General features: G+C 62.0%; 16 protein-coding genes and 1 pseudogene. 10 read left to right on the plus strand and 7 right to left on the minus strand.

What is annotated here, in order from left to right; all coding sequences use genetic code 11:
• Positions 1–98: 98 nt before the first annotated feature.
• From NJT13_RS18420 to NJT13_RS18430, 3 genes are all read right to left on the minus strand, one after another.
• Positions 99–923 (minus strand): hypothetical protein, encoded by an 825-nt coding sequence (locus tag NJT13_RS18420; protein WP_254523271.1) that lies wholly within the window; start codon positions 921–923, stop codon positions 99–101.
• Between the two features lie 111 nt (positions 924–1,034).
• Complete coding sequence (locus tag NJT13_RS18425; RefSeq protein WP_254523272.1) at positions 1,035–1,652, minus strand: DUF2238 domain-containing protein; 618 nt, start codon at positions 1,650–1,652, stop codon at positions 1,035–1,037.
• Positions 1,649–2,236, minus strand: a complete 588-nt coding sequence (locus tag NJT13_RS18430) for a hypothetical protein (RefSeq protein WP_254523273.1) — start codon at positions 2,234–2,236, stop codon at positions 1,649–1,651. Before NJT13_RS18430 ends, NJT13_RS18425 begins: the two co-directional genes overlap by 4 nt.
• A gap of 279 nt (positions 2,237–2,515) precedes the next feature.
• Between NJT13_RS18430 and NJT13_RS18435 the strand changes: the two genes are divergently transcribed.
• The 4 genes from NJT13_RS18435 (at position 2,516) to NJT13_RS18450 (ending at position 5,904) form a co-directional block, all read left to right on the plus strand.
• Positions 2,516–3,211, plus strand: coding sequence for a hypothetical protein (locus NJT13_RS18435; protein ID WP_254523274.1), 696 nt, complete (start codon positions 2,516–2,518; stop codon positions 3,209–3,211).
• Between the two features lie 96 nt (positions 3,212–3,307).
• Positions 3,308–4,324 carry a thymidylate synthase gene (thyA, locus tag NJT13_RS18440; RefSeq protein WP_254523275.1) on the plus strand — a complete coding sequence of 339 codons (1,017 nt, stop codon included), beginning with the start codon at positions 3,308–3,310 and terminating at the stop codon, positions 4,322–4,324.
• Positions 4,321–4,860: a dihydrofolate reductase gene (locus tag NJT13_RS18445; protein ID WP_254523276.1), complete on the plus strand. Its 540-nt coding sequence runs from the start codon at positions 4,321–4,323 to the stop codon at positions 4,858–4,860. The genes thyA and NJT13_RS18445 overlap by 4 nt, the downstream gene beginning before the upstream one ends.
• A gap of 495 nt (positions 4,861–5,355) precedes the next feature.
• Entirely contained in the window at positions 5,356–5,904 is a 549-nt protein-coding gene (locus NJT13_RS18450; protein WP_254523277.1) for an SH3 domain-containing protein, read from the plus strand.
• Between the two features lie 399 nt (positions 5,905–6,303).
• On the opposite strand, the pseudogene NJT13_RS18455 reads toward NJT13_RS18450, so the two are convergent.
• Positions 6,304–7,402: pseudogene (locus NJT13_RS18455) on the minus strand (ISH3 family transposase); the annotation flags it as partial.
• Between the two features lie 423 nt (positions 7,403–7,825).
• Between NJT13_RS18455 and NJT13_RS18460 the strand changes: the two are divergent.
• Complete coding sequence (locus NJT13_RS18460; protein ID WP_254523278.1) at positions 7,826–8,272, plus strand: calcium-binding protein; 447 nt, start codon at positions 7,826–7,828, stop codon at positions 8,270–8,272.
• Between the two features lie 929 nt (positions 8,273–9,201).
• Positions 9,202–11,934, plus strand: coding sequence for an aconitate hydratase AcnA (acnA, locus tag NJT13_RS18465; protein WP_254523279.1), 2,733 nt, complete (start codon positions 9,202–9,204; stop codon positions 11,932–11,934).
• Positions 11,935–12,066: 132 nt separating this feature from the next.
• On the opposite strand, the gene NJT13_RS18470 is transcribed toward acnA, so the two are convergent.
• From NJT13_RS18470 to NJT13_RS18480, 3 genes are all read right to left on the minus strand, one after another.
• Positions 12,067–12,462: a PIN domain-containing protein gene (locus NJT13_RS18470; RefSeq protein WP_254523280.1), complete on the minus strand. Its 396-nt coding sequence runs from the start codon at positions 12,460–12,462 to the stop codon at positions 12,067–12,069.
• Entirely contained in the window at positions 12,459–12,707 is a 249-nt protein-coding gene (locus tag NJT13_RS18475; protein WP_254523281.1) for an antitoxin VapB family protein, read from the minus strand. The genes NJT13_RS18470 and NJT13_RS18475 overlap by 4 nt, the downstream gene beginning before the upstream one ends.
• A 191-nt stretch (positions 12,708–12,898) precedes the next feature.
• Positions 12,899–13,099: a hypothetical protein gene (locus NJT13_RS18480; protein ID WP_254523282.1), complete on the minus strand. Its 201-nt coding sequence runs from the start codon at positions 13,097–13,099 to the stop codon at positions 12,899–12,901.
• 266 nt (positions 13,100–13,365) lie between these two features.
• Here NJT13_RS18480 and NJT13_RS18485 point away from each other — a divergent pair, with 266 nt between their 5' ends.
• The 4 genes from NJT13_RS18485 to NJT13_RS18500 all read left to right on the plus strand — a co-directional run bounded on the left by NJT13_RS18485 (position 13,366) and on the right by NJT13_RS18500 (position 16,774).
• Positions 13,366–13,599 carry a MarR family transcriptional regulator gene (locus tag NJT13_RS18485; RefSeq protein ID WP_254523283.1) on the plus strand — a complete coding sequence of 78 codons (234 nt, stop codon included), beginning with the start codon at positions 13,366–13,368 and terminating at the stop codon, positions 13,597–13,599.
• Positions 13,600–13,713: 114 nt separating this feature from the next.
• A complete protein-coding gene (locus NJT13_RS18490) occupies positions 13,714–13,959 on the plus strand; it encodes a winged helix-turn-helix domain-containing protein (RefSeq protein ID WP_254523284.1) in 246 nt (81 codons plus the stop codon).
• Between the two features lie 135 nt (positions 13,960–14,094).
• On the plus strand, positions 14,095–14,424 hold the full coding sequence (locus tag NJT13_RS18495; protein ID WP_254523285.1) for a hypothetical protein: 330 nt from the start codon (positions 14,095–14,097) through the stop codon (positions 14,422–14,424).
• 163 nt (positions 14,425–14,587) lie between these two features.
• A complete protein-coding gene (locus tag NJT13_RS18500) occupies positions 14,588–16,774 on the plus strand; it encodes a thioredoxin domain-containing protein (protein WP_254523286.1) in 2,187 nt (728 codons plus the stop codon).
• The last annotated feature ends 46 nt before the right edge of the window (positions 16,775–16,820 follow it).

Consider the following 16,820-nt stretch of genomic DNA (forward strand, 5'->3'; position numbering starts at 1 on the left):
GCTCTTCGCTCGGCTGAAAGTACGCACGTTCGTGCAGTGTGCGACTGTGTGGCGGCGAGCGGGCGCAGTCGACGACGCGGTTCGTTCCGCGTGGGCGCTCACTGACCGTCCGTCCTGAGTAACTCGTCGTCGAATGTGAGACTGTCCTCGTCGACGGCGTCGAACTCGACCGCCACGAGGTTCCCGGCCGGATCGAACAGTTCTGATTCGTCTCGCATCACGTACAACTGTCCCGTCTCGGTCCGGGCACCCTCCTGTGCGAACAGGAGGAATCGGCGGTTCGAGCCGAGGTACGTGGCGTGGACGGTGTTGTAATCGGTGAACAGTCCGCTCTGCTCGACGTCCTGCGGGATCCATCCTTGCGCTCCCGACGTAATCTCGAAGAGGGCCCTCGAGTAGAAGTCGTCCGGGCGAACGGCGGCCTCACCGCCGTTGTTCTCGACGATCTCGAAGTCCTCCTCCTCATCGTATTCGAAGGGCAGCCCTTCCTGCTGTATCGGCCGGTATTCGACCCGAACGAGGTTCTCAGCGGCTAGCTCTTCGTCCGTCGGCGACGATATCATATCGTCGAAGACGTACACCTCTCCCTGCTCGATCTGAGCGTTCGGCGGGACGAACAGGTAGAGCTCCTCGTTCGTGTTGAAGTACTCGATGATTCGAACGCCGTAGTTTCGCACCACCTCAGCGTCGACCGGTGCGTCCTCGAGTTGCGGCGAGGCGACCCGAAAGATCGCTCCCGAGGTGAACTCGTTGGTGGTGGTGATCGCCTCCTGAAATCGCCCTTCGTCCGCGTCGCTGCCGCCTTCGGTCGACGTTTCCTGTGCGGTCGCGCTCCCGGTCGCACCGAGTGTCAGCGCACCCGTGGTCGCGCCGACCGCGTTCAGAAACCGGCGCCGTGACTCGTGGCTGAATGGTTCGCTCATATGGAATCGGCACCCGTCTCCAGATACCGTTCGTTCGCAGATAGTACACCGGCTGGACTTTGCAACCGCCCCGAACGGGGCGGAGCGACGTACGGTCGCCACCCGTCCCGTCTACCCGTTCGAGTCGGACCGAATGCGGTTCCGGAAGAATCCGACGAGTTCGCCGACGGAGTCGGTTCCCCAGAGCGCGACGATCACCGCGCCGACCGCGTTGAACACGAAATCGGTGACGATGTCGTCGATCCCGTACACGGTGACGACCGTCCCGCCGAGCGCGAACTCGAGGACCTCCCAGAAGACGCCGGTCGCGAGGACGAAGACGACGACGAACGCGGATCGAAACGACGGCGGGACGTCGATTTCGTCGGAGTGGAGTTCGAAGGCCCGGAACGAGGCGTACCCCAGCCCCGCGACGACGGTGGCCGAAACGGTGTGAGCGATCTCGTCGTACCACTGATACCATTGATACAGGCCGAGCGAGCCGATCGTGTGGAGGACCACGGCGACGGTGATCCAGAGGACGAGTCCGGCGTCCATCGAGTATCCGTACTCTCGACGCAGCCACGCGGGCAAGAGCGTGATTCCGAGTGCGAGGCCCGTCGTGCCCGAAACTGCGAACTGGAACGTCACCACTCCGTACCCGAGAAGCGCGAGGAGCACGAGTTGGAGCCCTCGAACGATGGTGCGCTCCTGGAAATCCGACAGCCCCAGCGCCTCTCCGAGGGTCATGGTGGTCCCGCACCGTTCGTCGTTCGGCTGACGGCACCGGCCGGTTCGACCCGCGCGAAGTACCACTGAAAGAGCCCGCCCAGCACCAGTGCCACGGCGGTAACGATGACGAAATCCCACTGGAGTTCCGTCTGCGTGCGCAGATAGTCCGTCCCGAACCACTGATCCGAGTAAAACTGCGCGATGGTCCAGAGCGCCTGCAGGGCCATCGTCGTCAGAACCGCAAAGAAGAGGGCGAACCGACGGCTCAACTCGACCGACGAGAACGCCTCGAGTTCGGCGACCGCGACGAGCGCGAGCGTCGCCACGGCGAGATACGCTGCGGTTTCGGACGGGAATCCGGAACCGCCCGCAATCGTGGCGAGTGCGGCGACCGAAAGCAACGGCCACGAAACGATTGCGGTCCAGTCGCGGGCCGCCACTGCCGGCGCTGCTGCCACGGCCGCGACGAGGAGTTCGAATCCACCCCAGAACGGAACGTCCGTGAACAGGCTCTCGAGACCGTCCACTGCCACGGTACCGGTCAGTAGCCACGCGATGACGGCGTTCGTCTGCTCGTCGTGAACGAGCCCTTCGAGCACCATCCGAACACTAGTGACTGGGCCACTAAAATCCGTAGCTCTCCGTTCAGCCGAGACGGGTCGGCGGCGCTCGGGTCGTGTCGGTCGACAATCGCCGCCACTGACGCGTTTCCCTCGACCGGTTTCCGCCAGTCTCGTTCAGAGACGTGCCACGATAGTCCTCCAAACGCACGTAGTTCCAGTCACGGCGGCGGCATCTAACCCAACGAGTTGGGTATCGATATTCGAATTAATTATTTTCTGATGCTAATATCTACGTCCGATCGAGTACTATCACACCCCATGAAACGGCGTGACATCCTCGTCGGTAGCGGCCCGTTCGTGATCGGCACCGTTGCTGGCTGTGTCAGCAGTATTCGACCGACCGGCACTCACGGTGAAGCAGCGCGTGTCCACTTCGAAGAAATAGCGGGCGAGTACGTCGTTTCGATTCGGAACGAACTGACAGTAGCAGTAACTGCGGCGGTCGTCGTGACTGCTGCAAACGGGCAGACGGCGGAAGAGACCGTCTCGGCCGAACCAGATGGCGAGACGCCGGTCAGGGGCTTGTTCACGACGGGGCCGGAACCGTACACCGTGTCAGTGTCGGCCGACGGGACGACGACGGAACGGACACTGCGGCCGAGGGAGTCACCGCACGACGAGTTTCGGTACACGATCGCGTCGGACGGGATCGGTTTTCAGTCGGGATACAGACCGACATCCGATATCGTGATCTCGAACGATAGCGACGAGCGCGTCGACGTCCGAGTGACGATCAGCGATCCCGAAGACAGCGGTGACGTCTACGATCTCATCACCGTTCCGCCCGACGACGTCGTGAGCTTCCGGGACGTCTTCGCGACTGGGAGGGAGTACGGCGTCTCCGTCCGGGCCAACGGGATGAAAAAATCGACCACACACCCAAATTCGGACACCAACTCTCTCTGGATCGACGTCGAGAGACACGATCTCCGCCTCTCGTTGGCAGAACGGTGAGTCCGAAGACTGCGGTCCCGTCGTCGCTCCTGTTGCCGGTGTGATGGGTTCCGGATGGTGCGTTATTATAGTCGTTCGGTCGCTACAGTTCGGGCAATGGAACAGTACCTCGAGCTCGTCGACGCGGTCCTCTCGACTGGGACTTACAAGCCGAACCGGACCGGGGTCGACACGATTTCATCGTTCAGCGAACACTACGAGGTCGACTTACAGGAGGGGTATCCGCTGCTCACGACGAAGGAGATGGACGGCTACCGCTGGAACTCGATGCTCCACGAGGTCTGCTGGTATCTCTCCGGTGAGGAACACATTCGGAGTCTTCGCGACGAGACGAAGATCTGGGACGCCTGGGCCGACGACGAAGGCCGACTGGAGACGGCCTACGGTCGCTTCTGGAGACGGTTTCCGGTCCCGGAGGGGAGCGCCAGACTCGAGGGGGAGTCCTGGCCCGACGAGAGCAACCGGTGGGTCACCGAGGAGGCCGACGGCCGCCGAACCTTCGATCAGTTGCAGTACGTGATCGACACGTTGTCCGATTCGCCGAACTCGCGCCGCCTCGTCGTCAACGCCTGGCACCCCGCGAACGCGGCCGATTCGACGCTGCCGCCGTGTCACTACACCTTCGTCTTCAACGTCCAGGGCGACCGGCTGAACTGTCACCTCACGCAACGATCGGGAGATACCGCGCTCGGGATTCCGTTCAATATCGCAGCGTATTCGCTGCTGACGAAAGTGATCGCCCAGCAGACCGGCTTCGAACCCGGCACGTTCGCTCACACCGTCGTCGACGCGCACGTCTACTGCGGTCGCGGCGCGCGCGGTGAGTGGTACGCGGACAATCTTTCCGCCTTGCAGTCCCGGCTCGCCGACGTCGACGACCGGTCAGATTATCTCGACGTGCGCGCGTGGCTCGAGTCCGAAGTCCCGGCCGAAGCCGACGGCGACGAACGGCTCGATCACGTCCCCGGATTGCTCGAACAGCTCTCGCGGGATCCGCTGTCGCGTCCGACGCTCGACGTGGCCGACGTGTCGATCGACGAGTTGGCCTACGAGGACGTCGAGCTACGGGACTACGAGTCCCACGAGGGAATCGAGTTTTCGGTGGCCGAATGACCGACGGCGACGCGCCCGTTTCGCCCCCCGGCCGCGAACTCGTCGGCATCGTCGCCGTAGCCGACAACGGCGTCATCGGCGCCGACGGCGAGATGCCCTGGCATCTCCCCGCGGATCTCGAGCACTTCAAGGAGACCACGATGAATCACCCCGTCATCATGGGACGAGTGACCTACGAGGGGATCCTCGAAGCCCTCGGTACCCCGCTGCCGGGACGGACGACGGTCGTGTTGACGAGCCGCGACCTCGAGACGCCCGACGACGTCGTGGTGGCCCACGACGTCGAGGACGCAATCGAGGCCGCCGAAACGGCCGCTCGAGAGCGCCACGAGGGGACGGATCGCATCTTCGTCGCTGGCGGGGCGACCGTCTACGAGCAGTTCCTGCCCGCGATCGACCGCCTGATCGTCACCGAGGTCCACGACGAACCCGAGGGCGATACGCAGTTCCCGGACTGGGATCGGGACACGTGGGCGGAGACGGCTCGAGACGAACGGAACGGATTCACGTTCGTGGAATATGTTCGTTCGCGGTGACTCGAGCAACCCACGATCGAACGTCACGCCCAAGTATCACTTCCGACGACAATCGCGAATCGAGACGACTGACCGCTGCATCGTATTTGCCGGACTGTTCGGAGAAATCACCTGTTTTCCGGACAGAAACGTTCAGACTATGGGCGGTCTGAGGGTGAAACCGTCCGATAAACGCGCTCGAGGCCCAATTGACCGTCTCCGGGCTCGAGGAGAAAATCCGGTCCGGCGGTTCAGTCAATATCCGTTATTTTCTCTCGTTGTCTCCGGCCAAATGGGTTGATACCCGGTCCCGGTGCTGTCGTTTCGTGCGAGTAACGGCCGGTTCCGGTAACAGGCGGAGCGACTGGTTGATATCCACGATTTCGCCGGTCTATGGCCTGAAAGCCGTTATTTATGGCGGATAGATCACCGTAGATGGTGAAACGATCGCAGTCACTTTTACGACAATTCGGCCAACGGTCATGTGCCCCGAAGAGGGGATACCGAGTGAGAGACATGACAGACGAAAGCTACGAAAGCGGACGATCAGACGATTCGCGTCGCTCGTTCATGAAGAAGGGAGCAGCCGCTGCGAGCGCAGTCGCGCTTGGCACGGCAGCTACCGCTGGAACGGCGACTGCACAGGACAATAACCAGGCTCTGGTGTTCTCCTACGACTACTTCCCCAACAGCGACTTCACGGTCGTCTCCCAGCTTCAGCAGAGCACGACGGTCGATGTCCTGCAGGTCGACGAAGAAACGGTGTCTGAAATCTCCCAGCCCGACGATTACACCGGTTACGTTATCCGGTACGACCAGGGAGGCGACACCGCTGGCGTGACGACGTTCCTCTTCATGAGGAACGGAGGAATGAGCACGGGCGACAGCGGAACGCTCGGCACCGATGCCTCGATGTTCAGTTCCGAGTTGAACCTGCTCGAGACGACGACTGACGGCGGTAACGGCGGAGACGGCGGAATGGACGACGGCGGTAACGGCGGCGGTAATGGCGGCGGTAACGGCGGCGGTAACGGCGGAGACGGTGGTAACGGCGGCGGTAACTGATCCACCGCTAGACCGCTGACTCTGCAGGCCGATCGAAACGGCTTATTCTTCCTTTTCGCGCTGGACGATCGAGCGCTCGAACGCCGATCCGACGGTAATAGTCGAGGCCCCGGTTGGGCGTCGATTAGCCAATCGGCAGTACGAACCATCGGGCCCTCACGACCGTTCAGTGCGGTGAATTCAGGAGAATCCACGGTTCGTCACCGTCCTCTGATTGCCGCTCGCGATCCGTTCAAAATCGGTACTTCTCGAGCGTCGCTTCGCGAGCTGTGCTGAGTCACGGATGACCGGAGTAAACGCTGGTGTGATAGATGAGTGAAGGAGAAATAGAGTTCACAGATGGAGAGAACCGAACCGAGAAAGCTGAGATACGCCGTTCTAGGCGAATGCTGCTGCTCGTCAGGTCCCGCCCAAAGCCGCGGGCTGGGGTCCGTCCGAGGCCGATGCGTACGTTTCTGGCACACCGACGCCGTTCATCTTAATCTCCCAACTCCGCTCTAGCTCTTCCTCTAATGCGTGTCTAATCCAGTCAGAGAAGGTCTTGAACGTGAATTCCTCGGGCAGGTCGCGCCCGCCCCGCCGTGGGCGGGCGACGACCGCCCATCGAAGCACAAGCCAGAGGTTCTCCAACAAGAATCCAACCAAGACGAACGCAAAGCGGATGACTGGTTCCTGTGTCGTTGTTATTACCTGCGCTTGGCGGAATACACAGTAGCTCGTCTCGATCGCCGATCGTTTCCGATAGAATCGTTCGACCTGCTTGGGTGTGCAATCGGCCAGATCGCACGCCACATACCCTCGCACAACCTCCCCGTTTTTCCCTCGATCTCCGGCGTGATAGGACACAACGACCGCGTGCGGGAATTTTAGTTCCTGCTCGCGGTCTTTGTACATCCGATAGCTCGTCATGTACGAGCGCTGCGTGTCCAGTTTCTCTTTCATGCGTTTCCCCTTCTTTTGGACAGGAACGGCAGTAGCAGCAATTTCCCGAGAACGACGCAGGATACGTTCGTTGTAGAAACCACGATCAGCCAAGAGAAGCTCTATCTCGAAGGGATAGGCTTCGACGCGCTCGAGAACACGCTTGACCGCGTCGGCCACCTTCTCATCACTGCGGGCGTACGCCATGGCCAGCGTCACTGGCTTGCCGTTCGAGACGAGATACGTTGTATACCGGTGACACGTCGTCGTCCCGTCTTTGGCGTACATACGGCAGAGTTCGCCTTTGTCGTCGGCGTAGGTGCCATCCATGATAGGGGTTATCGACGAAGTCGATAGAGACGGTCCTCGACCGGTCAGGGTCGAGGATCGTCATCGCTAACTCTTGGAGAAGACGGCTAGCAATGCGTTCAAACCACTATCGGTTGAGCGTATGTAGCCAGTCCATGGCAGTATCGTCACAGACAGCGTTATCGTTACGTTTGCACGTCTCCCAGATGGAGGTCTGATTGACTGCTCCAAGAATGACGACCGCCCAGATATCGCCGGAATCGAGGGGCGGAGTGATCGAGGTTTGGTTTGAATACTCGTTTCGGAAGCGTTCGCTCGAGTTGCCGGATTCGAATAGCGTACCGACGCAGCCACGATTCAGAAGTGACGCAGACCACTCGAGCCCTCGATCCCCGGCAAGGGGAGTTGGCAGATGACGTCTTCCGCTACATCCTTCACGTCCGAGTCCGAAAGAGCGCCGTCTGGTTGAGGGGTTTTGAACACATTCACTTAACCAGCCATATTCCATATCAGATCAACGCTTTAGCACCAGCTCTCATACCGGTTGGGAAGTACCGAAAATACGGATTACCGTCTGACTCCGTTCCGTTCCCGAGGGAAGGGGCGCATAAAGAGGTGGAACGATCGAGATTGCTTATTGACGCGGCACCGATACATTCCATCGCCCCAGTACGGGGACAGAGTGAGAGACATGACGGACGAAAATTATGACGGCGAGAACGATAGAACCGAACAGTCGCTCCTAAAGAAGGGAACGATAGCCGCGGGCACGGCCGGTATCGCTACAGTCGGAGCGGCCGCAACTGCCACCGCACAGGATGACGACGATGACGACGGGCTGGTGTTCGCCTACAATTATTTTCCAGGAGAGAGCTGCGAAATCATCTCCTTGCTCCAGCAAAGCGCGACAGTCGACATCCTGCGAGTCGATGGGGATACGGTGTCGGAAATCTCCCAGCCCGACGATTATACCGGTTACGTGATCCGCTACGACAGGGGCGATGGCGATTCGTCCGGAACGACGACGTTCCTCTTTACGAGAGGGGACGATTTGAGCGAGGGCGATTCCGTGGAGATCGGCGAAGAAGCCGAGATGTTCAGCCCCGAACTCAACCTTCTCGGCGCAGACCTGGACTGAGATCCAACCGCTCGTCCAACATTTATCTGTCACGTAGTCCATCGGGAGAATGCTTCGGCGGGACCGCCTCTCCACGGAATCGCTCGTGAAATTGTCCCGCTTGAGGGTGAGCAACTTCCACGGATTGTCCCGGGTGAAACGGCGTGAATTCCAACGAACGTGAAGCGCGGACACGTGAAGCGCGGACGACCGACTGCGATGGTCCGGAATCGCCCCGTCGATCGAAAACTGTTACCGCTCCGCCGGCACCGAATACGATAGCGATCGAATCGACGCCCGGGTACGGACTCGGATTCGGACCGAGCGAGAATCTCGAAACGGCCGGACGAGAACCAGCGGTACAATCGGAAGCGGATGCCGACGAGCCCGTTTTGGTTCCCATTCGATCCTACCGACCCGATACTCGGTTTCGGGTCGTCGGCGCACTCCCCCAATCGCTGACCGTTCAGTTGCTCCGATTGCCGTCCGGTGGAACAGTCTCCGTTCTTACCCGACCCGACGAGTACAGCGGATACGTTACCCGTTCGACGGTCGGTGATAGGATCACCAGTTCTTTCTTACTCGTTTTCACGAAGGGGTCACTCGAGTCCAGCGCGGTGTACAGGTTCGGTTCGGACGGACTAATGTTTAGCACCAGGTTGAACCTCATTCAGACGTCCGTCCGCCGCGTCAGCATCGCTGGCCAGGGATCGGCCGGCGGGTTGTCTGACATCTAACAATAACGGACGGTCCCGACCAGCTAACCGAGCAAAGGTAAGGGTCATGCACGGTCGGTGCGGGCAATGCGGGCAATACACATCCCCGTGGCGTGAGCTCACAGAATAGTCGGTAGAACGCCCCGAGAGCTCCTGTCCGACAAATGAAGGGTATTGATGGGGTCTATGCCCTATTCTCGACGGTTTCAAAACCCCCGGGTCCCAAGTCAAGTTATGCCAACTGACGACTACTCGGACGCGATCCGGGAGTTCGAACACGACGGCGAGACGTACAAGATGGCTGACCTCACAGTTCTCGAGGACGAGGGACTCTGTGATCTGGACTCGCTGCCGGTAAGCATCCGGATCCTGCTCGAGTCGGTGTTGCGAAACGCCGACGGCGAGACGATCGATGCCGACGCCGTCCGCGCGGCGGCCTCGTGGGAACCCGACGTGCCGGACGCCGAGGTCCCGTTTACGGTCTCGCGGGTCGTCCTGCAGGACCTGACGGGCGTGCCGGCGGTCGTCGACCTCGCGGCGCTGCGATCGGCGGCCGACCGCAAGGGCGTCGACCCGACGGTCGTCGAGCCCGAAGTCCCCTGTGACCTCGTGATCGACCACAGCGTGCAGGTCGACCACTTCGGGAGCGAGGACGCCTACGAGAAGAACGTCGAGATCGAGTACGAGCGCAACGAGGAGCGCTATCGCGCGATCAAGTGGGCCCAGCAGGCGTTCGACGAATTCAACGTCGTTCCGCCGGGAACGGGCATCGTCCACCAGGTCAACTTAGAGCACCTCGGCCGCGTCGTCCACGACCGCGAGGTCGACGGCGAGCAGTGGCTCGTCCCCGACACGCTCGTCGGCACCGACAGTCACACCCCGATGATCGGCGGTATCGGCGCCGTCGGCTGGGGCGTCGGTGGCATCGAGGCCGAGGCCGCGCTGCTCGGCCAGCCGATCAACATGAGTCTGCCGGAAGTCGTCGGCGTCCGCCTCTCGGGCGACCTCCCCGACGGTGCGACGGCGACCGACCTCGTGCTTCACATCACCGAGAAGCTCCGCCAGGTCGGCGTCGTCGACAAGTTCGTCGAGTTCTTCGGCCCCGGCGTCTCGCAGCTGTCGGTCGCCGACCGCGCGACGATTTCGAACATGGCCCCCGAGCAGGGCTCGACGATCAGCATGTTCCCCGTCGACGAGAAGACCCTCGAGTACCTCGAACTGACGGGTCGCGACCCCGACCACATCGACCTCGTCCGCGAGTACCTCGAGGCCCAGGGCCTGTTCGGCGAACAGGACCCCGAGTTCACCGAGGTCGTCGAATTCGACCTCGGCGACGTCGAACCCAGCCTCGCGGGCCACAAGAAGCCCCACGCCCGCATCCCGATGGGCGACCTGGACGAGCACTTCCCGACGCTGCTCGAGCAGGAGGGCGTCATCCCCTCTGGCGCCGCCGAGAGCGACGGCGGACTCGTCGCAGAGAACACGCCTCAACTCGACGAGAAGGTCCCGGTCGAACTCGACGACGGCACCGAAGTCGAGATCGGCCACGGCGACATCCTCGTCAGCGCGATCACGTCCTGTACGAACACCTCGAACCCGTCGGTGATGGTCGCGGCCGGCCTGCTGGCACGCAACGCGGCCGAGCAGGGACTCGAGGTGCCCGAGTACGTCAAGACCAGCCTCGCACCCGGGAGCCGGGTCGTCACGGAGTACTTGAAGCGTGCGGAGCTGCTCGACGACCTGGAGGAACTCGGCTACCACGTCGTCGGCTACGGCTGTACGACCTGCATCGGTAACGCCGGCCCGCTGCCGGAGCCGGTCGAGGAGGCCATCGACGAGTACGACCTCTGGACCACGAGCGTCCTCTCGGGCAACCGCAACTTCGAAGCCCGCATCCACCCGAAGATCAAGGCCAATTACCTCGCCAGCCCGCCGCTGGTCGTCGCCTACGGCCTCGCGGGGCGGATGGACATCGACCTCGAGAACGAACCGATCGGTACCAACGACGACGGCGAGGCGGTCTACCTCGAGGACGTCTGGCCGGACACCGAGGAAGTCCGCGAGACGATCCACGACAGCATCTCGCCCGAGATGTTCGAAGAGAAGTACGCGAGCATCTACGAGGGCGACGAGCGCTGGGAGGCCCTCGACGCCCCGACCGGCGAGGTCTACGACTGGGACTCCGAGTCGACGTACATCCGCGAGCCGCCGTTCTTCCAGGACTTCCCGCTCGAGGAACCCGGCGTCGACAACGTCGAGGACGCCCGCGCGCTGCTCACGCTCGGCGACACCGTGACGACCGATCACATCAGCCCCGCCGGGCCGTTCGGCGAGGACCTGCCCGCCGGCCAGTGGCTCAAAGAACGCGGCGTCGAACCCTACGAGTTCAACACCTACGGCTCCCGGCGCGGCAACCACGAGGTCATGATGCGTGGCACCTTCGCGAACGTCCGCATCGAGAACCAACTGCTCGACGGCGTCGAAGGCGGCTACACCATCCACCACCCGACCGGCGACGAGACGACCGTCTTCGAGGCCTCCGAGCGCTACCGCGAGGACGACACGCCGCTGATCGTCATGGCCGGCGAGGAACTCGGGACCGGCTCGAGCCGTGACTGGGCCGCGAAGGGGACCGACCTGCTCGGCATCCGAGCGACCATCGGCAAGAGCTACGAGCGGATCTACCGCGACAATCTCATCGGCATGGGCGTCCTGCCCCTGCAGTTCGAAGACGGCGAGGGCTGGGAGGAACTCGGCCTCGAGGGCGACGAGTACTTCCAGATCGAAGGCCTCGAGGACGGCCTCGAGCCCAACGCCGAACTGACCGTGACCGCCGAGGACGACGACGGCGAGGTCACCGAGTTCGACGTGATCGCACAGGTCGACACGCCGATGGCGGTCGAGTACGTCGAGAACGGCGGCGTCCTGCACCTCGTGCTGCGACGACTGCTCACCGAGGAACTCTAAGCGGACGGAGACGGACTCGAGGGACGCGGTTTATTTTCGGACTCGAAGGGTTTGGAAAACGACGATCGTTTTATATCCGAAGGAACTATCGTCCGTGTCGATAACACTCGGTCCTTCGAATCAAGCGGGCCCTCAGTACTCCTCGACGTCCACGATCGCCTTCGTTTTCTTGTGAGTGAGATCGCCGTCGCCGGAGACGATCGGCGCATCGAGTTCGCGTCCGACCGCAGCGATCAGCGCGTCTGGACCGTCCAGATACGGCCCACCTGGTTCGATTTTATCTGCGATCCGTCCCGCCGTGGCTGCCGTTCGCTGGTCGACGGGGTGAACGTCTGTCCACGCCAGGTCCGCACGGGCGTCATCGACATCTCCGTTCGGAAGATTGCCCTCTCCGACGAGGACCTCCGCGAGTGCTGGAACCGGGACGATCCATCGAATCTCGTCGCCGCCGTTCTCTTCGTAGAACGCGTGTGTCGCCTCGACGCCGTCGAGATAGTCGATCAGAAACGTCGCGTCGAGGACCTTCATGAACCGTCATTTGCGCGCTCGCGCATTCGTTGCTTCCGCTTTTCTTTCGATTTTCGGCGCCGTTCACGGACCTGGTCGGCCTCCTCGTCCGACCACCGTCCGAACCCGTCGTAAAAGTCTCCGGTATCCGTCTCGTCGAGAATTCGCTCGAGGGCGTCGTTATAACTCTCATCGGCCCGCTGACGCCGTTCGATCTTTCGCTTCACCGACTTGCTCACTCGGATCTGTTCGTCTGCGACTCCCATCGCGTTGACGTTGGCGTTGACGCTACTTTTTCCTTTGGTTCACGGGGCAGAACGGCCGTCGGCACATGTCTTCATACTACTATCACGGAATCCCGTATAGTCTCCATCGTCGACGTCTGGTTCGCTTCGTTTCCGGGGAGAGCGGTACCTGATTCGAGGCCGATGTCACCGAGGACTACCGGCCACATGAGTCACCCGTCGGTCGACCTCGAAATCCTGCGAGTAGCACGGTCATCTGCTTCTAATCGTTCGTACGCCTCGAGCGTCTCCGCTATGTTCCGAATCGCCGGCTCGAGCGACAGCGGCTCGACGAGGTGGCCGTCGGTCGTCCGAACGGCGACGAGGAGGTCCTCGAGGCGGACGCGCGTGTGGTAGTCTGCGTCCGCCGTCACGCCTGATCGGCCTCCGTGTGGTGACTCGAGTTGGCGGTCGTCTGTGCGTCCGAAACCGTTTCGTATGTTTGCGGTCGAATTCTCATTGTCCTGAGCAAGGACACAGGTCGGGTGCTCTACCACCCGGCCGAGTACCGTTTCGCACGGTATTTCTGTGCCCTATTTCGAAGTACACGTTACCCTTCTTCAAACTTTCTAATAACGCTAGAAAATACTCTCGGATAGAATTTTTTAATAATGTTATTGATAACACCCTTGGTAACGTGGTGAGTATCGCTTCACAACCGGCGATGAACGAAGCGTACGATCCGACAACGAACGAAGAGGATGTCCTCGAAATTCTCGAGGAGGGGCGGGCAACGCCGAAGTATCTCAAAGAACGGACGAATCTCAACGACCAACAGATCAACTACGCTCTCAACCAATTGATCGCCGCCGGATGGGTAAATAAGGTCACGACCGGTCTGTACGAACTCGAAGGCGATCCACGAAACGAGTGACCAGAGCGATTTTTCGAGGCTCGATCGCTGTTCGCACCCTCTCTGTGTGAGTGATCCACAGCGTACCCGATACGGGTCAACCATGCGCCCCGGTTGAATACGAGACGACTGGACATGGTCAACGAGCAATATACGCCGACCGAGAAGGACGAGCAAATTCTCGAGGCACTGAAAGGCGGCCGCGATCGCGGCGACCCGTGGGGCCGTGCGAACCCCCGGTGGTTGATGGACGAAACCGGACTTTCGAAGAGTAACGTCGAATTCTGCCTTCGGAGTCTCCGAGACGCCGGATGGATCCACCGACCCTCGAGGGGACTCTACGAACTCGTCGAGGATCCGAGAGAGGAAAACCCAAACTGAAAGACATTTTCAAAGGTGGGTTGTTTCCACATGTATAATTAGTTGAAAATAGGAAACCAATCACGATGCCTGTCTTCGAGGTCTCACGGTGACTCACTAAAATAATTTTTGTGAGTGCGCGTGAAATATACAGCTATGGAGCCGAATGTTCTGACAGCCACCTACATCGTCCTCCCCGCGTTCGCCATTCTGTACCTCTGCTACATGGTTTTGCGATACGACCCGGAAGAGAAAGACAGGTGGCGGTTCGGTATCTCTATTCTGTTAGTATTGTCTACCTCGATGATCGTATCAGATGAATTGTCTATCCTGCTGTTCGACGGTGGCGGTGCTCTCGGACGACTCGACCGGATCGGGGTCGTCAGCGCCGGAATCTACTGGCTCTCCGTCTTCGGCTTTGTGCTCTTGAGTGGCCATCGGCTACTGGTGGGAAACGGCAATGACAGCACCGAGCACCGGGGCTGACAGTGCCGTACTCGTCGGTCCGAGGGTGGTCTCGCCGTCGACACCGTGGGGAGTTGTTTCCCCGTGCTCGAGGGAACGATACCCTTCGAAAATCTCCACGCAGAGGTCGGATCGGGAGCGGTCGGACATCGACCTTTTACAACCACCACCCGTACACACGCACATGACCGACCCCACGTCACGCAATCGGCTCGAGGAGGAGCAGAGTCCCTACCTGCGCCAGCACGCCGACAATCCGGTCAACTGGCAGCCGTGGGACGAGCAGGCCCTCGAGGCAGCGAGGGAACGGGACGTGCCAATCTTCCTCTCGATCGGCTACTCGGCGTGTCACTGGTGTCACGTCATGGAAGCGGAGAGTTTCGCCGACGAGGAGATCGCCGAGGTGCTAAACGAGAACTTCGTGCCGATCAAGGTCGACCGCGAGGAGCGCCCGGACGTCGACAGCATCTACATGGCCGTGTGCCAGTTGGTCCGCGGGCAGGGCGGCTGGCCGCTTTCCGCGTGGCTCACCCCCGAGGGCAAGCCGTTTTTCGTCGGGACCTACTTCCCGAAGGAGGGCCAGCGCGGCCAGCCCGGCTTTCGCGACCTGCTCTCTCGCATCAGCGACTCCTGGGCGAGCGAGGACGACCGCGAGGAGATGGAACACCGCGCCGAGCAGTGGACCGAGGCGGCGAGAGACCGACTCGAGGAGACGCCCGACGCCGCGGACGCAGCGACCGGCGGGAGCGCGGAGCCGCCTTCGAGCGAGGTCCTCGAGACGGCCGCGGACGCGAGCGTGCGAAGCGCCGATCCGGAGTTCGGCGGGTTCGGCTCCGGCGGTCCGAAGTTCCCACAGCCTTCCCGCCTCCGGGTACTGGCGCGGGCGTCCGATCGAATCGGTGACGACGAGTACCTCGATGTCCTCGAGCACGCCCTCGACGCGATGGCCGCGGGCGGCCTCTACGACCACGTCGGCGGCGGCTTCCACCGCTACTGCGTCGATCGGGACTGGACGGTCCCCCACTTCGAGAAGATGCTCTACGACAACGCCGAAATCCCGCGGGCGTTCCTCGCCGGCTACCAGTTGACCGGCGACGATCGCTACGCCGAGGTGGTCGCGAACACCCTGACGTTCGTCGAGCGCGAACTGACCCACGACGAGGGCGGCTTCTTCAGCACCCTCGACGCCCAGAGCGAGTCTCCGGAGACCGGCGAGCGCGAGGAGGGGGCGTTCTACGTCTGGACCCCCGACGAGGTCGAGGACGTCCTCGAGGACGAGACGGACGCCGCGCTCTTTTGCAAGCGATACGACATCACCCGGTCGGGGAATTTCGAGGGGCGAAACCAGCCCAACCGCGTGACCCCGGTTTCGGAACTCGCCGTCGGATTCGAACTCGAGGAGAGCGACGTTCTGAAACGGCTCGAGTCCGCCCGAGCGCGACTGTTCGAGGCCCGAGAGGAGCGCCCGCGGCCGAACCGCGACGAGAAGGTGCTCGCGGGCTGGAACGGGCTGATGATTTCGACCTACGCCGAGGCGGCGCTGGTGCTCGGCGACGACGACTACGCCGAGACGGCCGTCGACGCCCTCGAGTTCGTCCGAAGTCGGCTCTGGGACGACGACGAGCGGCACCTCTCGCGACGGTACAAGGACGACGACGTCGCGATCGACGGCTATCTCGAGGACTACGCCTTCCTCGCGCGGGGTGCGCTCGATTGTTATCAGGCCACCGGCGACGTCGACCACCTCGCGTTCGCGCTCGAACTGGCCCGCGTCATCGAGGCCGAGTTCTGGGACGACGATCGAGGCACCCTCTACTTCACTCCCGAGAGCGGCGAGTCGCTCGTCACGCGACCCCAGGAACTCGGCGATCAGTCGACGCCCTCCGCGGCCGGCGTCGCGGTCGAGACGCTGCTCGCGCTCGACGAGTTTGCGACGGAGGAGTTCGAAGATCTAGCCGCCACCGTCCTCGAAACCCACGCGAACCGAATCGAAGCGAACGCGCTCGAACACGCGACCCTGTGTCTCGCCGCCGACCGCCTTCAGTCCGGCGCGCTCGAGGTGACGGTGGCCGCAACGGCCCTCCCGAACGAGTGGCGCGATCGATTCGCCTCGCGGTACTACCCCGATCGGCTCTTCGCGCTCCGGCCGCCGACCGAGGACGGACTCGCGGACTGGCTCGACCGACTGGACTTAGAGGAGGCGCCGCCGATCTGGGCGGGGCGGGAGGCCCGCGACGGAGAACCGACGCTGTACGTCTGTCGGGATCGAACGTGCTCGCCGCCGACCCACGACGCGGCCGAGGCGCTCGAGTGGCTCGGAGATGCGGACGAAGAGTCGGGGACGGGAGACGCGGCGGACGCTCCGTTCTGAAATCGGTCGGGTGGCCGTCCCGGTCGGACGCGGTTCCGTCACGCTG

This window comes from Natrinema caseinilyticum (genome assembly GCF_024227435.1).
Taxonomy (GTDB): Archaea; Halobacteriota; Halobacteria; order Halobacteriales; family Natrialbaceae; genus Natrinema; species Natrinema caseinilyticum.